Genomic DNA, 21023 nt, shown 5'->3' with positions numbered 1-21023 from the left:
CAGGGGAGGAGCATACTTTGTACTGCGTAAGATCATAGAAGAATGCAGTTTAAAAGATATCCTTGGAAAGTATTTTGGATCACGTGATATGGGTCTGTTTTTAGATCTGGCTGTTTATTTGATTACAGCAGAAAACAATGCAGCACAGTACTATTCGGATTATACATACAACCATCCACTTTTTACGGAAAAGATGAAACAATACAGCGATTCAACCGTATCAGATTTCCTGAATTCAGTAACAGATGACCAGAGTACAGGCTTTCTGAATACATGGAATGAGTCACGGAATTACCGTGAAAAGATTTATATTTCTTATGATTCAACGAATAAAAACTGTCAGGCTGGAGATATAAAAATGGTTGAATTTGGACATCCGAAAGTAGATATGGGAGAGCTGGTATTTAATTATGCAGTTGCGTATGATACTCATAATCAGGAACCATTATTTTATGAAAAATATCCAGGAAGTCTGAACGATATCTCCCAGCTTCAGTTCATGCTGGATAAAGCATCCGGGTGTAGTCAGAAGAATCAGCAAGAGCGAAGATATTTGTTGGATTTGTATCCATGATAGTGCGCTGCAAGAGGTATATAAAACTAAAAGAAGAGATGAAAAAACCGGATAAGAAACCGAACTATATAACGGTATCGGCGGCAATAAAAGAGCTGGAAAAAATAGAAATGGTACGTCAGTTGGACAATATATACTGTCTGGATCATGCAGTAACAGCGAATCAGAAAGTAATATTGAAAGCCTTTGGACTGAATGCGAACAGTATAAAATATTTTGCATCAGAGCTGAGTAAGGAACTGAAAAAAGCAGAGGCTGATGTGATCGCAGCGAAGAAAAAGTATGACCAGGCAACAGCGCAAATCTGAAAGAACTGTTAGACAAGCGAGATGCCATAAGAAAAGAAGAGATCCTGTCAGCGGTTGTAAAAAGTGGGCGGTCATATGAGGAGATCATGAACTTTTTGAATGCAGGATCAGATGGAGAAAAGACGGAAAAATAGAATTATTTTGAGTCGCAGATATAGCGACATTCGATTTAGTCGGAAAAAACTGGAAGTTCACAAGTAATATTTTTTACTTGACAAAGCGGAAAAACATTCATATAATTACCAATGGTAATTAACTAAGGTAATTAACTAAGGTAATTATACAAGGAGATTAACATGACAAATGAGAAAATCAAAAGAATGTTTGATGCATGTTATCTGGCAAAGCGGATACGGGAAATGCTTCCGCCATTGCCGCAAGGTGTTATGCCATCTTACATTCAATACATGGATAAAATCCAGACTATGGAAAAACAGGGCATTTGTGTAAAAGTATCAGACATCAGTGACGCATTGAATATTCCGCGCCCGGGAGTTACCAGAACAGTAAAAGAAATGGAAACGAAAGGATATCTCCAGAAATTATCCTCTCCTGATGATGGTCGTGTCACTTTTATTACTCTTACGGAAGCGGGAAAAGCTTTGTCCCGGAAGTATGATGAGCATTATTTCAATGAACTATCTTCGTATTTGGATGATATTTCAGAGGAAGATGCAGATTGCATGATCCGTACGATCGGGAAATTTTATGAGATTATTAGGTAATTGCGAAACTCGCGGTGCTCGTTCGTAACCTTGAACCAAAACAAGGAAGAATTCGCGAAGAGCACGACTTGTGGAATGAAAAATGGATAATCGCACATGTTAGGCGCACTTTAATAAGCTATGGACTTTATGAAAGTGGTAAGTCCTAAGCTATGAGTGGTTTTATGCTTCGAATATATTCGTGGTGATTGATCTTATCTGCGAGAACAACAGTAATAAGTTGTGTGATCCCGGCAAGAATCAGATCAGCATGCAGAGTCCTCTCATTTTGGGTTCGGCGTCCTGCAAGACAGAGATTGTCTTTGATGTGGTTGATATCTCTTTCGACAACAGTCCTGATTTTATAGGTATCATCCCATTTTTCGGTGCCGCGGATCGTTCCGGGATAAGCACGAAGATCCTTTTCCGGGTAGATGTAGACCATCCGCCCACATTTAGAAGAAGTACAAGGGTTGTCACAGAAACAATGACGATGGGATTTTTGAGTTGATTTATCATAAATCCATTTCATTCTTGGACAGACAAATTTATATCTTGTTACTCCACTGTGAAGTTTGGAAGTGCCTTCGTACTTCATTTGTAAAGAAGGATCATGGGGACAACACGGAATACCATCTTCATTGATGGAATAATCCAGATTTTCAAGTCCGGATCTTGCATTCAGCGGAATATAAGCTTTCGAGAAATGTTTGTCATTACCAAAAGTGTCACCGGTAAGAAGGCTCTTATAGAGTTGTGCGGTATCGAAAGCAGCATCACCCAGGAAGGTTTTTGGATTAATCAAAGGATGCTTGGAAAAGAAGTCCTTAAGTGTGGGGATTAAAAGCTTTGAATCATGAACACATTTATCTTCGTCAGGGGAATCGGATTTCTTTTCGACAACGATATCAGGATGTGAAGCCATAAAGTTTTTGTTATAAAAAGATATGTGGCGGATGATGCCCAATCCGTTAGTGACAATGCCGAACTTGAAGACATAGCAAAAATGCCCATTGATATAGAGCTGCTTAATCTCAGGATTAGCAGAAGCATGAGAAGGCATGGAACCATAGGCAGCTTTATAAGGATCATAGGATTTATCAAAGCCCTGAGCTTTCGCGTATGCCTTAAGCTGTTTGATGATCCTGTTAGCATACTTGGGATTATTTTCGGTAACAAATGCTTCTATGCCGGAAGAATCAAAGATGGTCATATCCGCTTTTGCAGAGTCAATCGCCTGACAGATAGGCTCGGTAACATCAACAAGGTTATCGAAAACAAGCTGGAGGTCATCTAAAAAATCCTGTTTGAATCGGGTGATTTTGGAAGCGTCTGGGACTTTAGTAAAACCACAGAATTCCCGAAGTGATTTTGAGTAAGCGAGAAAAGTCAGGAGAAGCTGATCCGTAGGGATAGAGAAAATACGTTGAATAATCAAAGCCCACAGAAAAGCTTGCAAAGGGTATTTACGGGTTCTGCCCGTCGATGCATAGAAATGATTTCTAAAAGAAATCGGAATTAACTCATCAATATCGATATGGGTTTCTAATAGAGAAAGAAAAGCAGGTTTGTCATTTTCAAATTTTTCATGGCAATCTGAAAAAATATCTGCCAAAGAAAGCTGTTTATATGGTATCATAAGTATCAGAATAACTCCTTTCTTGGATGTAGGTTTATAGTTTTTAGTCAACTCTATTATACCATATCCGGTGAGGAGTTATTTGTTTATAGGTAACAAAAAATGCCGTATTTATGCGGCTTGTGGCGTTTCGCAAACGCCTATTATGAGATTATGAGTGAGAGGAGAGAACATTATGAAAAGTGATAAAGCGGATTTTACGCAGGGAAGTATTCTGAAGAAACTGGTAGCTTTTATGATGCCGGTTCTTGGGGCATTAATTTTGCAGGCAGCCTACGGTGCTGTTGACTTGCTGGTAGTGGGAAGATTTGGTTCAACTTCCGGACTTTCAGCTGTTTCTACAGGAAGTCAGGTACTGAACCTGGTTACGTTTGTGGTAGTTCAGTTCGCCATGGGTATTACGGTTCTGATCGCCAGATATCTTGGTGAAAAGAAGCCGGAAAAGATAGGAGCAGTTATTGGTGGAGGAGCGATTGTTTTTACCATCATTTCGGTTGTTTTGTTTATTGTAATGGTATGTTTTGCTCATCCGATTTCTATACTTATGCAGGCACCGGAAGAGGCAGTTGATCTGACTGCCAGCTATGTGCGTATCTGCGGAGGCGGTATTTTTTTCATTGTAGCTTATAATCTACTATCTGCAATTTTCAGAGGACTTGGAGATAGCAAATCACCACTGCTGTTTGTTCTGGTTGCATGTATCGTAAATGTGGTTGGAGATTTGGCTCTCGTGGCTGGATTACATATGGATGCAGCAGGAGCTGCGATTGCGACCGTTTCTGCACAGGCACTTAGTGTGGTGTTTGCAGTAGTTCTTCTGATAAAGAAAGAACTTCCGTTTAGCATTGCAAGAAAAGATTTCCGTCTGAATCCGCAGTGTAAAAAATTCCTGAAAATCGGATTACCACTGGCCCTTCAGGAGTTTCTGACACAGGTTTCATTTCTGGCATTATGTGCGTTTGTCAATCGTCTGGGACTGGAAGCATCTTCCGGTTACGGAGTTGCATGTAAAATCGTAAACTTTGCGATGCTTGTGCCGAGTGCGTTGATGCAGTCCATGGCGTCTTTTGTTTCCCAGAACATAGGAGCAGGAAAGAAAAAACGTGCGAAGAAATCTATGTTTACAGGTATTGGAGTCGGCCTGGTTGTCGGATGTCTGGTATTTGCGCTTGTTATGCTCAAAGGTGATATGCTTGCAGGATTTTTCTCCACAGATGCGGCTGTTATTGAGAATGGTTATGCTTATCTGAAAGGTTTTGCATTGGAAACGATCGTGACAGCGATTCTTTTCAGTATGGTAGGTTATTTCAACGGAAACAATAAGACCATCTGGGTTATGACACAGGGACTGATCCAGACACTTCTGGTATGACTACCGCTGGCATATTTTATGAGTATCCAGCCAAACGCCAGCCTCACAAAGATTGGTCTGGCAGCACCGATTTCAACTATGGTGGGAGTTGTGCTGAACATTGGATTTTATGTATATCTTAACCGCGCAGAACAAAAGAATGCTAAAGAACGTTGCTAATTTATAGTTTATTAGAAATACAGTATGACTTTTGAATTGTCTAAGAAAATTAAAGGGAAAATATTAAAGCAGACAAAATCCGGAGTTTCCGGGAATTGTCTGCTTTTGTATTTACAGAAAAAATTGTCTAGCATCCAAATAATTTAGCAGTTTTTTTCATTCGTTCTGCAATCGGAACGCCGAACGGACAGCGTGATTCGCATGCCTGGCATCCGATACATTCGGAAGCTTTATGTTTCAGAAGTTCGTAATGAGACTGTACAGTTGCCGGTACGGTTGGCTGCATAGTTGCAAGGTCATAGAATTTATTGATCATTGCAATATCCAGATCGGATACGCAAGGTTTGCAGTGACCGCAGTAAGTACATTCTCCACGGTAGGAGTGAAGTGGTGCATTTGCAAGTATGGATGCATAGTCTTTTTCTTCCTCGGAAGCATTTTCGTAAGCAGTAGCAGCATCAATCTGCTCTTTTGTATCATATCCGCACATAATAGAACAGACAGCCGGTCTGGTCAGGGCATAGTGGATACACTGTACTGGTGTTAAGGTTACACCGAATGGAGAACGCTTCTCATCGAACAGTCTTCCTCCGGCAAAGCCTTTCATAACAGTGATTCCGACGTCGTTCTGTTCACAGACCTTATATAAGCGTGCGCGGTCCGGGTCGATTCCCTTGAGATTTTTGTCAAATTCATCTGCAAACATAGTATCAATATTTTCACTTGCAGGAAGCATATCGAAAGCCGGATTGATGCTGAAAAGAATCATTTCCACGAATCCGGATTCGGCAGCTTTGACTGCTACTTTAGGGTTATGGGAACTCATACCGATGTGGTGGATTACACCTGTATTTTTTAATTCCATCACGTAGTCTATGTAATCGGAATGCTGGATCTGTTCCCATTCTTCTTCGGAATCTATGTAGTGGATCATACCGAGATCAATGTAATCGGTCTGCAGTCTTTTTAACAGGTCTTCAAATGCAGGACGGACATATTTCATATCTCTGGTACGGAAATACTGGTTGTCTTTCCATGTAGAACCAATATGTCCCTGAATGAACCACTGGCTTCGGTTTTCTTTGATTCCTTTTCCAATGATATCTCTGGATTTCGGGTCTGCCATCCAGCAGTCCAGAATGTTGATTCCTTTTGAAGAAGCATAGCGGATCAGCTCAATGCTCTCTTCTTCCGGATGACGTTCCAGCCATTCCCCACCGAAGCCGATTTCACTCACCTGAAGATTTGTCTTTCCCAATCTGCGTGTTTTCATTATCGATTTCCTCCTTTATATGCAATAATACATGCATTGCAACATAGTATAGATGCGTCAATACATGTATTATTATTCAATGTAGATATGTTTGACACATACGGAAAACATACCTGTGTATATTACATATTAGTACTTAAAGAGTACTGGAAGTCAAGTGTTTTTGAAAAAATGTCAGTAAAAAACAGTCACAAAATCGACTTTTAAAGTTGCTGTTTATTTTGTACGGAATAGTAGCGTGAGAACAGCAATCTTTTAAAATTAATATCAGGCTTATAGAGTTAAGATTGTTAACGGCTCCTGGAATCGCCTGTTTTAAGTATAATCGTGCATCCTGCCATAAAAGCAAACATAACTGCCATAAAAACCGGGAAGATTTTAGTACCGGTAATGTCTGACAGAAAACCAAAAAGCACCGGTGTAAGCATGATACTCAGGTTTGAAAATGCCATTTCGATTCCGATAATGGACTGGGATGTTTCTTTTTTATAGAGGATGGGGGTTAAGTGAGTCATATTAGGGAAAATCGGGCCGTTACCAAGTCCTACCAGAAAAAGCCCAAGTACTGCAAAGGAAACAGTATTTGTCAGCAGCAAAATACATACGGCTGCAAGTATAATACTTTCTCCTATGGTGATAATTTTCCAGTCAGAAAATCTCAAGGATAACAGACCAGAGAGAAAACGGCCCAGAGTCATACCAGCAAAATAGAAGGTGATCAATGCTGCAGCCATATCAGCGGATAATCCGATAGTATCAGAAAGATAGGTACTTCCCCAGATCAGACAGGTGGACTCTAAGGCACTGATTCCAACAAATACACCGCAGGAGGCCCATATTTTTTTACGCTTTATCATCTGAAATAGTGGCAATACACAAATATTGTCGTCTTCTTGTTGCGTTGCTTTGACCTTTTTCCATAAAGGCAGGCTGAAAAAGGATAAGAGGGCAATTATAAGCTGGATATAAAAAACAGTTCGATATCCGCCACGCCAGTTCAGGTTGTCTGATAATGCAAGTGACATAAGGTAAGGGCTGACAGTAACACCAACGCCATAAAAACAGTGTAAAAAGCTCATCTGCATTGCATTATAGCGGAGTGCTACATAATTATTTAATGCAGTATCGATAGAACCGGCACCAATTCCTAAAGGAACCGCACACAAACAAAGCCAGAGAAAGTTGTGGGAACATGAAAAACCTAATAAAGCGATTGCGGTAAGACTCGTTGAAAGAGCGGTGACCTTTGCTGTTCCCAGTTTGGCAATGATTCTTGTACTGAAAAGGCTGGACAGAACTGTTCCGGTGGAAATAATTGCTGAAATGATGCTGGCATATGAGACTGGAACATGAAATTCTCCATAAATAGCCGGCCAGGCAGAACCGAGCAGAGAGTCTGGGATTCCCAGACCGATATAAAAAATGTAGATAAAAATAAGTAAAATAGTTGCCATTTTAATATGTTACCTCCGTATCTTTTTGCATTGCTTTTCAAATATCAATATCGTTTGGATATATTATTGTGAATAATCGCTTTTTACGTTACTGTTCACTCCGTTCTCAGTAACGTAGCCAAAATTCATTCCAGATTGCCTGCGGCAATGGAATTTTGGCTTGCATGTCTCGGGATTTTGGCATTTTCATGCCAAAACGCCTCGCGGGATAGTAGCGTGTGAACAGTTACCTTTTTACCAGATAATATCACCTGCTCATAGGCGATTCTATGGTTTATCTGCTCAATTTATGGTATTATTTACCCAAATATAAAAGAAGGAGAGATAAGAGATATGGATACGATACTGCTTGATCATCAGCTTCAGGAAATGTTTCTGTTTGAGGATTCTTCTTTTCCAATAAAATATTATGTAGATAATTTGGAACAGTGGGCGGATTATCAGGTGCCGTTGCACTGGCATTTGGGATATGAGATTTTTTCAGCAATTTATCAGGATATTGAAGTACAGATTGGACAGAAACATCTGCGCCTTTTAAAAGGTGAGTCAATTTTGATCGGAGCTGAACAGATGCACAGTTATCGTATGACAGAAGTTGGAAAATGTTGTCTGTGTCCCAATATTGTATTTGCAGATGAAGTACTTGCACCAATGACAAGTACTGTTTTTAAAAAATATTTTGCGTCTGTACTCAACAACCAGGATTTGCCTTATCTTATTCTTTCTTCAACGGTAGAATGGCAGAAACCGTTATTGAATCATTTGTTTGAGATATACGGACTTCTTTCGGAAAATGAAAATGTTAATGATAATAGTACTGAGCGTTGCGTAATTAAGCCAATAGAATCAGCATGCCCTGAAATTGAAATACATCAAAAACTGATATCCATATTTCAGATTTTGTATTGCCATCAAAATGAACTCTCTCATATAAATTCAAGCAAAGGAAATCAACAGACACAGATAAGAATTCAAAAAATGCTACGCTACATACAGGAACATTTTGCGGAAGAAATTTCACTGGAGAATCTGGCGGATTTTGCAGGTATCAGCAGAAGCGAGGCTGGGAGATGTTTTAAAAAGTACTATGCACAGTCGCCAATGGGGTATGTTACCTTATACCGGTTAAAATATGCTCAGGAACTTTTGGCAAAATCGTCATTAACAATTAACGAAATAGCATATCGGTGTGGTTTTAAAGATAACAGTTATTTTGTTAAAGTATTCAAGAAACACTTGAAGCAGACACCATCGGAATATCGAAAGAAAAATTTATAATGTAATATTTTACAGTAATTTTACCTTATTCAAACCGTAGCGTGATAGAGGGAACCTCTTCTGACTGATACAATTAATAAAGTTGCAAACCAAGAAGCATGAGGAACTTGTATCAGTATTTATTTTACAAATGAACGTGAAAGAAATACCAGAACGTATTTGAAAAGGAAGAGGGAGAAAACAGGTAATGAACGAAAATGTAAAAGTGATTTTTGGACTGATTGGCGGCCTGGCGTTATTTCTTTATGGAATGAACAGCATGAGTGATGCGCTGCAAAAAGCTGCCGGGGAAAAGATGAAAAAGATTCTGGGATTTCTTACGAAGAACCCGGTCATGGGAGCGCTTGCAGGAGCACTGGTCACAGGAAATTATGGGCAGTGTAATGAAACCACTGGCAACCAGTCCGGTTTTTACTGATCTTATGGGAAAAGTTTCTTCCATTCCGGTATTAGGTGTACTTCTTGGTGCGGCGATGACATTGGTAGTGCAGAGTTCTTCTGCTACGATTGCAGTACTTCAGAACTTTGCATCTCAGGCAGGACCGGATGGTGTGACAAGTGTGATAGGTCTGGCAGGAGCGATTCCTATTTTGCTTGGAGATAATATCGGTACTACGATTACAGCACTTCTGGCATCTATTGGACAGTCAAAGAATGCGAAACGTACTGCAATCGCACATAGTATCTTTAACATTTCAGGAAGTTTTGTTTTTGTATGGCTGATTCCGTGGTTTGCGAAATTCGTACAGTATATTTCACCAAAAGGCAACGAAGTAGAGGTAATTTCACGTCAAATTGCGAATGCGCATACGACTTTCAATGTGGTATGTACACTGGTGTGGCTGCCACTGATTCCGTTGATGGTTAAAATTGTAACTACGATTATTCCGGGAAAAGATAAGAAAATCAAGGCAGCTTATGAGCCGAAATATCTGGACAACAAGATGATTGACCAGCCGGTGGCTGCTATGTATCTGGTATCACAGGAACTGGAAAATCTGGCAGGTTTTGCTGCAACTATGCTTACACAGTTATAAGAAGTGATCAGCGTAGGAAAAACATCTGCCGCATATGATAAATTTAAGAAAAAACTGGAAACTGTACAGCATTTACAGGAAGATGTGACAGAATATATTACCAGACTTTTTTCCAGTGGTAATCTGACAGAACAACAGTCGGAACAGACTGCGGGACTGCTTTATGTGACGAATAATATTCAGAGGATAGCAGATCGATGTCAGGATATTGATGGAATCTGGGATCAGATCGAAAGTAAGGGAATGAAACTTTCTGCGACTGCAAATGAAGAGTTGGGAAATTGCATTGCTATTACATGGGATTTATTAAATCAAGCGATGGAAGCAGTGAAAGAAGGAAGCGCCGAGCAGGCGGAACAGGTATTTAAGAATAAGAAAAAGATGAACAAGGCGGAAAAGAAGTTTAATAAGGCACACCTGAACAGAGTAAAAGAGCAGAAATGTGATCCTGGTTTAACAATAGGCTTTTCCGGGATCCTTTATAATCTGGAAAGAGCAGCAGATAACTGCGTGAGCATTGCAGAAGAAGCATTGGATAATACGGGCTTTGTACAGCTTGGAGAGGACGCCAGAGAATTTGCGATGGATGCAGTGGCAGAAAGTGTTGCGTTAGGCGATAAATAAAATAATTTAAAGTGTATAATTAGTTTGATGGCATTTGTATAAGTTTATTAAAAAAGTACTTCCCATGGTGGAGGTACTTTTTTTATGGGTTGAATCTGGTAAATTTGTTTTGTCAAAATAATTTGGAACAATTACTGACTGTCCCATAAAATGACCTGAATTTCGCGGCTAATATGGTTAATTATACTTCGGATTTTAACAATTATGATTCTATGTTAAGGAATATGTAAATGTCTGTCAAACATAAGGAAAATCTGTTGTTTTTGGAAAATTCGGGTGCTATACTTCATGCGACGACTGAAAAACAAGAATATTTTTTGAAAAGGAGTCTATTATTATGAAAAGAAAATTAATTGCAGGTCTTTTAACAGCTCTTTCTATGACAGTGGTTTGTCCGGCAGCATATGCATCTACAAATCATTATACAGACAGCAGCGTGGTTGGTGCTGATTCTGGATGGTCTGACTGGGATGCAGCATGGGAAACAACAGCAGCTGATTTTACAAAGGTATCTCTTACGCCTGGTGCTGATGATACTCAGCTGAATTTCGCATGGTATAGTGAGAAAGGTGACAGCGATGCAACACCTGTAGTTCATTTTGGAACAGATAAAGATAATCTTGAGACATTCGAGGGAACTGCCGGTGACGTAGATCAGAGTCTTACGGGAGATAAGGCTTATGAATATAATCATGTAACAGTTACAGGACTGGAACCGAATACAACTTATTATTACACAGTTGAGAAAAACGGTGAGCAGACAGACGTATGTGAATATAAAACACAGAGTACAGATTCTGTAAAGATCCTTTATGTAGGCGACCCGCAGATTGGTGCTTCCAAAGGTCAGACTCAGAATGGCGCAGAGCTTTCCAATGAATCAGGTGCGGCAAATAAAGCAGCAGAGAATGATGGCTTTTCATGGAATCGTACTCTGAATACAGCACTTGAGGAAAATCCGGATATTAACTTTGTAATCTCAGCAGGTGACCAGGTTAACAAAACAGGTGAAGCAAAAGAGGAAGAATATGCTTCCTACCTGAGTGCTGATGCGCTGAAAGGTCTTGCAGTGGCAACTACGATTGGTAACCATGATTCTTTAAATGAAGATTACATGTATCACTTTAATAATCCGAATAATACAGAGAATGGAAAAACTCAGGCTGGTGGTGATTATTACTACAGTTATGGTGAGGGACTTTTCATTGTTTTAAATACCAATAATTATAACGTGGCAGAACATCAGAAAACAATCGAAGAAGCTGTCAAAGCTTATCCGGATGCAAAATGGCGTATCGTAACCATTCATCAGGATATTTACGGATCTGGTCTTGATCATTCAGATACCGATGGTATGATCCTTCGTACACAGCTTACTCCTGTATTTGATGCAAATGATATCGATGTTGTCCTTCAGGGACATGACCATACATACAGTCGTTCCAAAATGCTTTACGGTGATGGACAGACTCATGGTAAATATGAGTTCAGTCTGAATGCAGATGGAACAGATTATGACTGGGATCATGCTACAAATGTAGATACACAGGAACAGATCGCACTTGCTCCGGAAGAAGGAGATACAGATGCACAGGCTGCACTGGATGCATTCCATCAGGATAATAGCTGCTATACAATCGAAGATGTTGATGGAGATACCGTTACAGATCCACAGGGAATCCTGTACATGACAGCAAACTCCGCTTCAGGTTCTAAGTATTATGAACTTCTTTCCACTCAGCAGGATTATGTGGCAGCCCGCATGCCAGAACTGGCTTCCAAGTTATTCTGTCATTACATTGACAGCAGATGCATTCTCTATTGATACTTACCAGATTACAGATGATGGTAAGGCAGAAGCAATTGATGATACATTTACTATCAAAAAAACGGGCACAGATACTACGAACAATTCCTCAGATACCTCAGACACTTCTGCTGACACCACAGACAGTGACGCTGAAGCATCAGATTCTTCGGATACACCAGCAGATAATGCAGATACTTCTACAGATGCAGTAGCTGAAACATCTGAGAATTAAAAGCAGAATCTGAGAAATCAAATTCTATGAAAAACATAAAACTTACCGGGCTACTTACCAGAAAAAAGGCAGTCCGGTATCTTATTTATTTTTTACTTGTCTGTGTGTTCGCTGTTTTTGTTATCAGGCTGAATCAGGTAGAAAAAACAGAATTGGTGGTTCGGACAGGGCAGACATTTGAGAAAGCGAAAGTGGTGAAAATTCTTCAGGATAATCTGGAGGAAAACGGAACCCGTGTAGGAGAGCAGAAAGTACGTGTACACATGCTTACAGGGGTACGAAAAGGAGAAGAACTTGATATTACAAGTAGTTCTGGGTATTTATTTGGCGCGGCATGCAAACCTGGAATGAAAGTAATCGTTATGCAGAGTGTTGCAGGTGATTCTACAGTTGCCAGTGTTTATACACAGGATAGAGAATCGGTTATTTATATTTTTGCACTTATTTATCTGTTAGCGCTTTGCATGATTGGTGGAAAGCAGGGAATAAAAGGCTGCCTTGGACTTGTCTTTACGTTTTTCTGCGTGATTTTTGTATATCTGCCGCTTGTGTATCTGAAATACTCACCGTTTTGGACCGCAGTGTTTGTATGTTTTATTACGACACTGGTTACCATGTATCTTATCGGAGGTCCTACACGAAAAACGTGTGCCGCAACGCTTGGAACTCTTGCCGGAGTAGTTCTTGCCGGGATTTCCGCATGGTGTTTTAGTAAGGCATCTGGAATTTCCGGATATAATGTATCGGATATTGAGACGTTGATGACTCTCTGGAATACAAATCGCATCCAGGTAGGTGGATTGCTGTTTTCAGGTCTGCTGATTTCATGTTTAGGTGCTGTTATGGATGTTGCAATGTCAATCAGCAGTGCTATTGATGAAATCTATAAACAGAATTCTTCTTTAACAAGAACAGAACTTTTTAAAGCAGGACTGCGTGTGGGACGAGATATGATGGGAACGGACAGTAATACGCTTATCCTGGCATTTGCAGGAAGCAGCGTCAGTACACTTCTTCTTGATTACGCATATGATCTTCCGTATCAGCAGATTATTAATTCAAATAATATTGGAATTGCAATCATGCAGGGGCTTGCTGGAAGTTTTGGAATCGTGTTTTCAGTGCCATTTACCGTACTTATTTGTACCGTACTTTTTCATAAAAATAAACAGCTGGATTAAAATAGGAGAATAATAGCCGTGATTGTTTAGTATGGTCAAGGCTATTGTTATGTTGGGGAGTATGATTCATTTAATTCTAAAATGGCTTCACGTTATCATTAGTTCACAAGAACAAACTGATAACATGAAGCCATTTTTTTACTAAAAGACATACTGGGGTCAGACACCTGGTACTAGTATATTTCTTATGATTCAACGAATAAAAACTGTCAGGCTGGAGATATAAAAATGGTTGAATTTGGACATCCGAAAGTAGATATGGGAGAGCTGGTATTTAATTATGCAGTTGCGTATGATACTCATAATCAGGAACCATTATTTTATGAAAAATATCCAGGAAGTCTGAACGATATCTCCCAGCTTCAGTTCATGCTGGATAAAGCATCCGGGTGTAGTCAGAAGAATCAGCAAGAGCGAAGATATTTGTTGGATTTGTATCCATGATAGTGCGCTGCAAGAGGTATATAAAACTAAAAGAAGAGATGAAAAAACCGGATAAGAAACCGAACTATATAACGGTATCGGCGGCAATAAAAGAGCTGGAAAAAATAGAAATGGTACGTCAGTTGGACAATATATACCGTCTGGATCATGCAGTAACAGCGAATCAGAAAGTAATATTGAAAGCCTTTGGACTGGATGCGAGCAGTATAAAATATTTTGCATCAGAGCTGAGTAAGGAACTGAAAAAAGCAGAATAAGAAGGAAAATAAAGATGGCAAGAACAAGAAAAACAAGTAAGGAAGCATTGGAAGAAAAGATTGAAAAAGCAGAGGCTGATGTGATCGCAGCGAAGAAAAAGTATGACCAGGCAACAGCAAATCTGAAAGAACTGTTAGACAAGCGGGATGCCATAAGAAAAGAAGAGATCCTGTCAGCGGTTGTAAAAAGTGGGCGGTCATATGAGGAGATCATGAACTTTTTGAATGCAGGATCAGATGGAGAAAAGACGGAAAAATAGAATTATTTTGAGTCGCAGATATAGCGACACTCGATTTAGGCGGAAAAAAACTGGAAGTTCACATTGTAAAGAGACTCCAAAAGTTAATCACAAATTCATTTTATGCAAAAGTCCTGGCAGTTAAGAGAGTGATAACAAACAAAGGTAAAAATACACCTGAATTGATGGAGACATCTGGTCGACAGACGAAGACAAAATCCAGGCAGTTTACAACCTTACAACTTCTTCATACAAAGCAAAGCCATTGAAGAGAACTTATATCGAAAAGAATGGAAAAAAGGAAAAACGTCCACTAGGGATACCAACTATGACCGACAGAGCCATGCAGGATCAAAGGTACACAGGTATCAGCCATTCTTTGTACGGAATCCCTGTTACCCCTTCAGACAGAGCATTACAACCCGATGCTTACAGATGAGATATTAGATTCCTGCAATGTTATTACGGAAGAGTAGAAAAACAGAAATCAGGAGCCATAAGCCCCTGATTTTACTCGATAGTCCAATCTTCCAGTTCTAAACCTTCTACCCTACAAAATTCTCTTGTATTATTGGTAACCAGTATTAAATTTTCTGATTTTGCATGTCCTGAAATCAACAAGTCCATTGGTCCAATAGGTGTACCTTTTTTCTCAAGATCAGCGCAAATCCACCCGTATTCCTCCGCAGCTTTGCTTCCAAAATCAAGGATTTGAATGGGAGATAGGAACAATGATAAAGCTATCCTGTTTTTTTCTACAGATTGACTTTTTTCAACTCCATGCATCAATTCTGCATAAGTAATTGAAGAAATGCACAGATCTTCCGGTTTATGGGATAACAGTTTTCTGATCACCACGATCGGCTTATTCTTAATTGCATATATACAGATATTTGTATCCAGCATATACTTCATAGAATTTCTCTCTCCTGATTTTCTGGCTGTTCACGTCCATCCTTCATGAAATCATCCGTAAACAATTCCAGACTTTCCATGAAGCCAGCCCATTTGTTGTCTTGTGGCATTAAAATCACGACATCCCCTATCTTATTAATAGATACTTCGTTTCCAGAAAAGCGATATTCCTTCGGCAATCTAACAGCCTGACTTCTACCGTTTTCAAATAACTTTGCTGTTGTCATAATAATACACCTCCTTATATAATATAGTATATATCTTGATATATACTGTGTCAACAAACATTTCTCAAAAATCTTTTTAATGCTAGTATTTTGTATAACGCAAAATGTCGAAAAAGGCAGGTATTTTGCGAACTGTTTTCGTGGCAGGAATTTCACAACCCTGAGCCCGTATGGACAATTTTCTGTTTTAAATCCAGGAAGGCCAAACGCTTTTCATCTTATAGGCAGAAGTCATTATCCCGTTCTCCGCAGATTACAAAACCGAAAGAAAAATATGCTAAACTAAAGAAAACGCCAGAGGAGGAAATGTCTTATGAGAAGGAACCAACTGTTAGCCGGGATAATGACAGTCATGACTGTCGTAATGCCTGTTGCCAATGTATATGCCGATTCCGCAAAAGACCATGAGGTCCAGATTGCAGCATCTATTGAAGAAGAGAAATCTGATATCGACAAAACCGCAGTATTGCAGAATTCCGTAAAAATGACAGATCGGATCTCCGCAGCAGCCGATGGAAAAAACATCATGTTCAGTCCCACAAGTCTTAACTTCGCACTCGGTATGATCGCGGAAGGTGCAAAGGGAGAAACCAAAAAAATCCTGGAGGATTACCTGGGAACCGATGATTTTGCTTCCTATGCAAAAGATTACCTGGACAAGATCAAAGAATACAATACCGAAGACGAGAATTACGGATATAAATCGAAATTAAAGATCGCAGATGCGGTCTGGGCAGATGATGAACTGACGCTTCAGGAGAAATTCAGAAATACAGTATCGGACAGTTTTGGGGCTGAGGTAGAAAATGTGGATTTCTCTGCCGCGGAGAAAACATGTAGTATCATCAACTCCTGGTGTGACAAAAACACAGAAGGTCTGATCCCGGAGATCATAACCCCGGACCTTATCAGCGACAGTACAGGACTGTGTTTAACCAATTCCCTGTATTTTGAATCCGGATGGAGCGGGGAACCTTGGAATATTTCTGATACAGAAGAAAATTTTGGAAAAAAAGAAAAGACAAAATATATGACCTGTACAGGAGACCGGTATTATGAAAATGACAAAGCTACGGCTTTTGGCAGGGATTATGCCAACGGGTTAAGTTTCATAGGGATCCTGCCAAATGATGAGGGTAATTTCACTCTGGAGGATCTGGATATTAGCGGACTCCTGAAATCCAATCCAGAATATGATGCAGTTGACTGCAAGATGCCAAAACTTAACTTTGAAACGAGCGCCGTTCTGAACGACATGCTCTCAAATCTGGGACTGGGCAATATATTTTCCAGCAATGCTGATTTCTCCGGTATTGCAGACCAAAACGTAAATGTGGATACGATCCTTCAGAAAACAAAACTGGAGCTGGATGAAAACGGCACGAAAGCAGCGGCAGTGACTGCTGTCATCATGGAATGCATGTCAGCCGCAGAGGAGGATGAGCCGATCATCAAAACTGTGGAGCTTACCCGACCGTTTGCCTTCCTGATCTATGACAGTAATAATGATGAAATACTATTTATGGGAAAGGTAATGACTGTTTCCAGATGAAAAGAGGGGATGCCATATGCATCCCCTTTTTCATGATCAGCCTCCAAATGCCAGATTTTTAAACAATGGGTTTTTATAAGCTACTATCCGTTTTATTCCTTTCACCCAGCCAAATTTTCCATTGTATTCGACTCCGACTAGAAGTGTCTTCCGATTGTAATAAATCTTTGTTATTTTTATTTTTGCACCTTTTTTGATTGAAAATGCCCTGTCTTTTGTAGTGATGTCATTGTATGCCGTCAGTTTTCTGGCAGTACTGACATATGAAGTTCTGAGCATTTCATGCCCGGTGGTATACCTGTCGAGAGCTGCAACGTCATATACATTGTGTCCTTTTCTCTTAATATCTCCATCCTTGTATACAAAGACACATGGTTTTAATCTGGTAAATCCGGTAGATCCTGTCATTAGAGAATATTGGACTGTAAAAGTATTACCCGAAACACTGAGATCACTCACGCCGTACAGCCATCCATAAGTACCAAAATCAAGGTTGATAGACTTCGGTTTGTCATTCTTATAATAAACAAGGGTAGCCTGAGCAAGATCATTTACGCCATAACTCTCAATGAATAAGAATGGAGTGCCATTCTCAAATCTACAGTAGCGGACGGTCGGATCATATTCGATTGGAGTTTTGTTTTTGTAAACGGTCTTTCCGTTAACAATGACTGACACGTATTCGTCAAATGCCCATTTTGTTTGTATTGAGTCTTTTTTGTTGTCTCCCGTGATATCGTAGCTTTTACACGGTTTTTTGGTGTTAATGGTCTGCATTGTGGAAGCCTGTACTCCAACCGGTTTCATGCAGAGCAGTACCGCACAGACAAACAGCATCAGGGCGGCAAATTTTACATTTTTCAACTTTTTCATAAAAAAATTTCTCCTTTCTTTTATCTGTCTTAATTGTAGTACTATCAAATGGCAAAGTCAATCTGCGGAAAACAATTCCCCCACAATTTCCCCAACTTTTCAGACATCTGCCTGTATTATTTTCGCAGCCTATATACGCATACAATGCCCCGAAAAAAGATTAAACTGATGGTAATTTGTATAACGCAAAATGTCGAAAAAGGCAGGTATTTTACGAACTGTTTTTGTGGAGAAAACAGAATATCTGAAGTATGATAAACATACACACAAAAACACATAACAGGAGGTTCACACATGGACGCAAACACAGTATACGAAATGGTAATGGGAGCAATTACAGAAGATGAGGCTTCAGAAGAGTACGCAAAAATACAGGATGAGTTTTCAAAAGACTCAGAATGTGACAGGCTGTATGGAGAAATATATGAGGCCAAGCAGCATATCAGCCAAAAACTACATAAATCAGGAGAAGAAGATCCTGATGTGGAATTAATCATCAATCATATGTTCGACATTTGCCATATAATTGGCATCAAAATGTTTGAATATGGTGCGAAAACAGCGTAAAAATGTAGGCAGCCTGCAGATGCAGAGCTGCCTTATTTATTTCTGAATTTTGGGACATATCCAGATCAATTGCCAGGGCGATAATCCTGCCTGCTAAGTGCAGGACTTTCTAATTTATATTTTCCCTTAATCTCCGCGGAATCATGAAAACACCGCGGAGATTTTTGATTTTTAAAAAAGCAAAATCTTCAGTAATAATATGGCTTTGAGGCTAATCTTAACTTTGTTGATGTATCTTAACTCAAAAAGAGTTAAAGTACAAAAAACAAGTTAAGAGTTTTTTCGTACAAAAAGAAGAGTTTCCCGTTCTGTTATATTATTAAAGAAAAACAGAAGGGAGAAAACAAATGTATAGTAATCAGTCTCCGCAGACAGCATATCAGCAGTTTTATAATAACATGCCATCTTATCCTCAAACCAACCAGCCGCTCCCAGATAAACAGGCTATGGTAGAAAAATATCCCCTGCAGATCTGGGTGGCTGCCAGAGCAGGAATGTCCCTGACCTGTGCCGCGGACCTTAATGTCCCGGGAGAAGGGGATACAAAAAATTCGCCAATGGAAATGCACACCGGTTATTCCGTATTCCGTATGGCCATCGCCTCTTCGGAAAAGGGAAGCGTGGTTGCCAATATCCCGGCTAATGACATACCGTATCTTCTGAACCAGTATCAGTTCCAGCGAAACATATTAAACCGGCAGGCAATGAGCAAGCCAAATACCCCGGCCTATACCGTCCCGATCAAAGAAAGGAACTGCAAGAACCGGACTGCCGCGGAGGTAATGCAGATGGAAAACGGGCTGAACATCCTTACGAACGCGAGAAAGTTTTTTGCAGCCAATTTAGACAGATACCCCAAAAATAAACAGATGGTAGAAGCCATAGATGAAGCATTGTACCTGTATCAATCACATCGTCTTTCCCAAACCATCAACCTGCCTCCGCTGTATTCTTCCCCAGTCAAACCAAAATCTACTGCGGATAAAAACAACAGGCGTACGGCTTACTCGATCTCAATTTCCGGTTCCTCTTCCTTAAGTGTGGACTGGACCTTTGAAATCTTTAACTGCAAAGCATTTTTAAGGGATATGGGAAAGCTGAAGACCGTGGACTTAGAACATGCAGAGGATAAAAGGACCCTTACCTTTAAGGTGACCCAGCAGGAAATGGATCTTTTCATTTACCGGCTGCAGTCCATTCTGGAGAACTTTGAAAGGATGAACTTTTTAGGACAGTACAAAATCGCAAAAAGACATATTAAATACAGCAGGGAGGTGCCGGTATGACAGAGAATCCATATAAAACCTTAACTTTTGATGAGTTAAAAGCAGTGTATACAGATATCCAGAAATCAGAAAAGAACGGCAGGAGAGTAGACAGTCTCCTTCCGTACGCAAAAGAGCTGAGAGAAGAGATCGGGGCAAATGAGATCAGCCTTCGAAAGACACTGGATTTTGCAAAGAAAGAATATTATGAAGAGGTTGCCAGAAGATACTTCTTCTACTGAAATGAGAGGACAACTCTTATCCCACAGAGACTGCCCTTATATCCGGAATTGACTCCTTAAAGGACGACGAGGACGGTGTAGTATTAATGACGCTTCATGGTTCCAAGGGACTGGAATTTCCACATGTGTTCATAACCGGAATGGAAGAAAACATGTTCCCGGGATATCGCGCAGTCAACAGCACGGATCCAGCTGCCATGGACTGCATGGAAGAGGAGAAACGTCTTTGCTATGTAGGCATCACCAGGGCAAGGAAATCCCTGACACTCACCAGTGTCGCCCAAAGAATAAATTATTGACGTGACCATATGGCGGTCCGGTGGTAAAAAAAGTGAATTCGAATTCACTTTTTCTCCTGCCAGAGATGGCAGGATTTTTTTTTAGATTTTTTTCCATATTAGGTACATCAAAGGAGGTTTAATTGAATGACAGATTTATTTAGAACAGATTTTTCCGCGGGGCTCCCGCTTCAGATTTCAAAGCATATCGCAAGACTGGTTTCCGGAAACCTGCTTGCCGTCGGAGGGACTGCGGATGAAGTACGGGACCTGATCGTCCTGAATCTTCTTACTGCAAACGGATCCTATCTTGTCTGGGATTATAACGGGAAGATCAGTGAAGCAACCGCCGGTAGGATGAAGGCAAAGGGGTACCAGGTCTATGAAGTGGATCCACTTAATAAGAAATACTGCTCCTGTGTCGAACTGCTCGTCTGCAAGCCGAAGATGTTTTTTGAGGATAAGGTTGTGATCTATCTGAAACATCCATGCCCCTGCCAGTACCCCGAGGTTCGTTGA

The 21023-nt window shown here is 40.1% G+C and carries 22 protein-coding genes and 3 pseudogenes; 19 read left to right on the top strand and 6 right to left on the bottom strand.

What is annotated here, in order from left to right; translation table 11 throughout:
* Both AC075L_RS12530 and AC075L_RS12525 read left to right on the top strand, forming a co-directional pair.
* Positions 1 to 882 (top strand): annotated as a pseudogene (locus AC075L_RS12530) (IS1634 family transposase); the annotation flags it as partial.
* Between the two features lie 296 nt (positions 883 to 1178).
* Entirely contained in the window at positions 1179 to 1607 is a 429-nt protein-coding gene (locus AC075L_RS12525; protein ID WP_476387762.1) for a MarR family winged helix-turn-helix transcriptional regulator, read from the top strand.
* 145 nt (positions 1608 to 1752) lie between these two features.
* Here AC075L_RS12525 and AC075L_RS12520 read toward each other — a convergent pair whose 3' ends face one another.
* The gene (locus tag AC075L_RS12520; protein ID WP_055200932.1) at positions 1753 to 3225 is read right to left on the bottom strand and encodes an ISNCY family transposase; all 1473 of its coding nucleotides are present in this window, start codon (positions 3223 to 3225) and stop codon (positions 1753 to 1755) included.
* Positions 3226 to 3400: 175 nt separating this feature from the next.
* Between AC075L_RS12520 and AC075L_RS12515 the strand changes: the two are divergent.
* Positions 3401 to 4756, top strand: a pseudogene (locus tag AC075L_RS12515) (MATE family efflux transporter).
* A gap of 127 nt (positions 4757 to 4883) precedes the next feature.
* On the opposite strand, the gene AC075L_RS12510 reads toward AC075L_RS12515, so the two are convergent.
* A complete protein-coding gene (locus AC075L_RS12510) occupies positions 4884 to 6029 on the bottom strand; it encodes an aldo/keto reductase (RefSeq protein WP_476387761.1) in 1146 nt (381 codons plus the stop codon).
* 290 nt (positions 6030 to 6319) lie between these two features.
* Positions 6320 to 7483 carry an MFS transporter gene (locus AC075L_RS12505; RefSeq protein ID WP_117845471.1) on the bottom strand — a complete coding sequence of 388 codons (1164 nt, stop codon included), beginning with the start codon at positions 7481 to 7483 and terminating at the stop codon, positions 6320 to 6322.
* Positions 7484 to 7816: 333 nt separating this feature from the next.
* On the opposite strand from AC075L_RS12505, the gene AC075L_RS12500 reads away from it, so the two are divergent.
* The 10 genes and pseudogenes from AC075L_RS12500 (at position 7817) to AC075L_RS12455 (ending at position 14854) form a co-directional block, all read left to right on the top strand.
* Positions 7817 to 8761 carry an AraC family transcriptional regulator gene (locus AC075L_RS12500; RefSeq protein WP_476387760.1) on the top strand — a complete coding sequence of 315 codons (945 nt, stop codon included), beginning with the start codon at positions 7817 to 7819 and terminating at the stop codon, positions 8759 to 8761.
* Positions 8762 to 8948: 187 nt separating this feature from the next.
* The gene (locus tag AC075L_RS12495) at positions 8949 to 9179 is read left to right on the top strand and encodes a hypothetical protein (RefSeq protein ID WP_242986832.1); all 231 of its coding nucleotides are present in this window, start codon (positions 8949 to 8951) and stop codon (positions 9177 to 9179) included.
* A complete protein-coding gene (locus AC075L_RS12490; protein ID WP_243100000.1) occupies positions 9133 to 9798 on the top strand; it encodes a Na/Pi cotransporter family protein in 666 nt (221 codons plus the stop codon). The genes AC075L_RS12495 and AC075L_RS12490 overlap by 47 nt, the downstream gene beginning before the upstream one ends.
* Before the next feature lie 3 nt (positions 9799 to 9801).
* Positions 9802 to 10422 carry a PhoU domain-containing protein gene (locus AC075L_RS12485; RefSeq protein WP_118568919.1) on the top strand — a complete coding sequence of 207 codons (621 nt, stop codon included), beginning with the start codon at positions 9802 to 9804 and terminating at the stop codon, positions 10420 to 10422.
* Between the two features lie 337 nt (positions 10423 to 10759).
* Complete coding sequence (locus AC075L_RS12480; protein WP_476387759.1) at positions 10760 to 12247, top strand: purple acid phosphatase family protein; 1488 nt, start codon at positions 10760 to 10762, stop codon at positions 12245 to 12247.
* Positions 12171 to 12464 (top strand): hypothetical protein, encoded by a 294-nt coding sequence (locus AC075L_RS12475; RefSeq protein WP_476387758.1) that lies wholly within the window; start codon positions 12171 to 12173, stop codon positions 12462 to 12464. The genes AC075L_RS12480 and AC075L_RS12475 overlap by 77 nt, the downstream gene beginning before the upstream one ends.
* A gap of 26 nt (positions 12465 to 12490) precedes the next feature.
* On the top strand, positions 12491 to 13645 hold the full coding sequence (locus tag AC075L_RS12470; protein WP_118568921.1) for a YibE/F family protein: 1155 nt from the start codon (positions 12491 to 12493) through the stop codon (positions 13643 to 13645).
* Positions 13646 to 13822: 177 nt separating this feature from the next.
* Positions 13823 to 14346, top strand: a pseudogene (locus AC075L_RS12465) (hypothetical protein); the annotation flags it as partial.
* A gap of 14 nt (positions 14347 to 14360) precedes the next feature.
* Positions 14361 to 14606, top strand: coding sequence for a hypothetical protein (locus tag AC075L_RS12460; protein WP_008704376.1), 246 nt, complete (start codon positions 14361 to 14363; stop codon positions 14604 to 14606).
* Between the two features lie 20 nt (positions 14607 to 14626).
* On the top strand, positions 14627 to 14854 hold the full coding sequence (locus tag AC075L_RS12455) for a reverse transcriptase N-terminal domain-containing protein (protein ID WP_476387764.1): 228 nt from the start codon (positions 14627 to 14629) through the stop codon (positions 14852 to 14854).
* Positions 14855 to 15095: 241 nt separating this feature from the next.
* On the opposite strand, the gene vapC is transcribed toward AC075L_RS12455, so the two are convergent.
* Together vapC and vapB are read right to left on the bottom strand one after the other, a co-directional pair.
* The gene (vapC, locus tag AC075L_RS12450) at positions 15096 to 15500 is read right to left on the bottom strand and encodes a type II toxin-antitoxin system tRNA(fMet)-specific endonuclease VapC (RefSeq protein WP_476387757.1); all 405 of its coding nucleotides are present in this window, start codon (positions 15498 to 15500) and stop codon (positions 15096 to 15098) included.
* Positions 15497 to 15727 (bottom strand): type II toxin-antitoxin system antitoxin VapB, encoded by a 231-nt coding sequence (gene vapB, locus AC075L_RS12445; RefSeq protein ID WP_476387756.1) that lies wholly within the window; start codon positions 15725 to 15727, stop codon positions 15497 to 15499. The genes vapC and vapB overlap by 4 nt, the downstream gene beginning before the upstream one ends.
* A gap of 313 nt (positions 15728 to 16040) precedes the next feature.
* Between vapB and AC075L_RS12440 the strand changes: the two genes are divergently transcribed.
* A complete protein-coding gene (locus tag AC075L_RS12440) occupies positions 16041 to 17279 on the top strand; it encodes a serpin family protein (protein ID WP_476387755.1) in 1239 nt (412 codons plus the stop codon).
* 36 nt (positions 17280 to 17315) lie between these two features.
* Here the strand turns inward: AC075L_RS12440 and AC075L_RS12435 are convergent, their stop codons facing one another.
* Complete coding sequence (locus AC075L_RS12435; protein WP_476387754.1) at positions 17316 to 18152, bottom strand: hypothetical protein; 837 nt, start codon at positions 18150 to 18152, stop codon at positions 17316 to 17318.
* Between the two features lie 294 nt (positions 18153 to 18446).
* Here AC075L_RS12435 and AC075L_RS12430 point away from each other — a divergent pair, with 294 nt between their 5' ends.
* From AC075L_RS12430 to AC075L_RS12410, 5 genes are all read left to right on the top strand, one after another.
* Positions 18447 to 18719 carry a hypothetical protein gene (locus AC075L_RS12430; RefSeq protein ID WP_476387753.1) on the top strand — a complete coding sequence of 91 codons (273 nt, stop codon included), beginning with the start codon at positions 18447 to 18449 and terminating at the stop codon, positions 18717 to 18719.
* A 347-nt stretch (positions 18720 to 19066) separates the two neighbouring features.
* A complete protein-coding gene (locus tag AC075L_RS12425) occupies positions 19067 to 20005 on the top strand; it encodes a hypothetical protein (protein WP_476387752.1) in 939 nt (312 codons plus the stop codon).
* Positions 20002 to 20226, top strand: a complete 225-nt coding sequence (locus tag AC075L_RS12420) for a hypothetical protein (RefSeq protein WP_476387751.1) — start codon at positions 20002 to 20004, stop codon at positions 20224 to 20226. Before AC075L_RS12425 ends, AC075L_RS12420 begins: the two co-directional genes overlap by 4 nt.
* A gap of 38 nt (positions 20227 to 20264) precedes the next feature.
* Entirely contained in the window at positions 20265 to 20525 is a 261-nt protein-coding gene (locus tag AC075L_RS12415; protein ID WP_476387763.1) for a 3'-5' exonuclease, read from the top strand.
* A gap of 126 nt (positions 20526 to 20651) precedes the next feature.
* Positions 20652 to 21023, top strand: coding sequence for a hypothetical protein (locus AC075L_RS12410; protein ID WP_476387750.1), 372 nt, complete (start codon positions 20652 to 20654; stop codon positions 21021 to 21023).

The sequence above is a fragment of the Blautia sp. ZXY-1-B12 genome (genome assembly GCF_056339915.1).
The sequence above is the reverse complement of the archived record's forward strand: the minus strand, read 5'-3'. Positions and strand labels throughout refer to the sequence as shown.

What these genes read in the sequence shown, in the direction of transcription:
- AC075L_RS12525 (WP_476387762.1), top strand. Translation starts at nt 1,179, where the DNA reads ATGACAAATGAGAAAATCAAAAGAATGTTTGATGCATGTTATCTGGCA.
- AC075L_RS12520 (WP_055200932.1), bottom strand. Translation starts at nt 3,225, where the DNA reads ATGATACCATATAAACAGCTTTCTTTGGCAGATATTTTTTCAGATTGC.
- AC075L_RS12510 (WP_476387761.1), bottom strand. Translation starts at nt 6,029, where the DNA reads ATGAAAACACGCAGATTGGGAAAGACAAATCTTCAGGTGAGTGAAATC.
- AC075L_RS12505 (WP_117845471.1), bottom strand. Translation starts at nt 7,483, where the DNA reads ATGGCAACTATTTTACTTATTTTTATCTACATTTTTTATATCGGTCTG.
- AC075L_RS12500 (WP_476387760.1), top strand. Translation starts at nt 7,817, where the DNA reads ATGGATACGATACTGCTTGATCATCAGCTTCAGGAAATGTTTCTGTTT.
- AC075L_RS12495 (WP_242986832.1), top strand. Translation starts at nt 8,949, where the DNA reads ATGAACGAAAATGTAAAAGTGATTTTTGGACTGATTGGCGGCCTGGCG.
- AC075L_RS12490 (WP_243100000.1), top strand. Translation starts at nt 9,133, where the DNA reads ATGGGCAGTGTAATGAAACCACTGGCAACCAGTCCGGTTTTTACTGAT.
- AC075L_RS12480 (WP_476387759.1), top strand. Translation starts at nt 10,760, where the DNA reads ATGAAAAGAAAATTAATTGCAGGTCTTTTAACAGCTCTTTCTATGACA.
- AC075L_RS12475 (WP_476387758.1), top strand. Translation starts at nt 12,171, where the DNA reads ATGTGGCAGCCCGCATGCCAGAACTGGCTTCCAAGTTATTCTGTCATT.
- AC075L_RS12470 (WP_118568921.1), top strand. Translation starts at nt 12,491, where the DNA reads ATGAAAAACATAAAACTTACCGGGCTACTTACCAGAAAAAAGGCAGTC.
- AC075L_RS12460 (WP_008704376.1), top strand. Translation starts at nt 14,361, where the DNA reads ATGGCAAGAACAAGAAAAACAAGTAAGGAAGCATTGGAAGAAAAGATT.
- vapC (WP_476387757.1), bottom strand. Translation starts at nt 15,500, where the DNA reads ATGAAGTATATGCTGGATACAAATATCTGTATATATGCAATTAAGAAT.
- vapB (WP_476387756.1), bottom strand. Translation starts at nt 15,727, where the DNA reads ATGACAACAGCAAAGTTATTTGAAAACGGTAGAAGTCAGGCTGTTAGA.
- AC075L_RS12440 (WP_476387755.1), top strand. Translation starts at nt 16,041, where the DNA reads ATGAGAAGGAACCAACTGTTAGCCGGGATAATGACAGTCATGACTGTC.
- AC075L_RS12435 (WP_476387754.1), bottom strand. Translation starts at nt 18,152, where the DNA reads ATGAAAAAGTTGAAAAATGTAAAATTTGCCGCCCTGATGCTGTTTGTC.
- AC075L_RS12430 (WP_476387753.1), top strand. Translation starts at nt 18,447, where the DNA reads ATGGACGCAAACACAGTATACGAAATGGTAATGGGAGCAATTACAGAA.
- AC075L_RS12425 (WP_476387752.1), top strand. Translation starts at nt 19,067, where the DNA reads ATGTATAGTAATCAGTCTCCGCAGACAGCATATCAGCAGTTTTATAAT.
- AC075L_RS12420 (WP_476387751.1), top strand. Translation starts at nt 20,002, where the DNA reads ATGACAGAGAATCCATATAAAACCTTAACTTTTGATGAGTTAAAAGCA.
- AC075L_RS12410 (WP_476387750.1), top strand. Translation starts at nt 20,652, where the DNA reads ATGACAGATTTATTTAGAACAGATTTTTCCGCGGGGCTCCCGCTTCAG.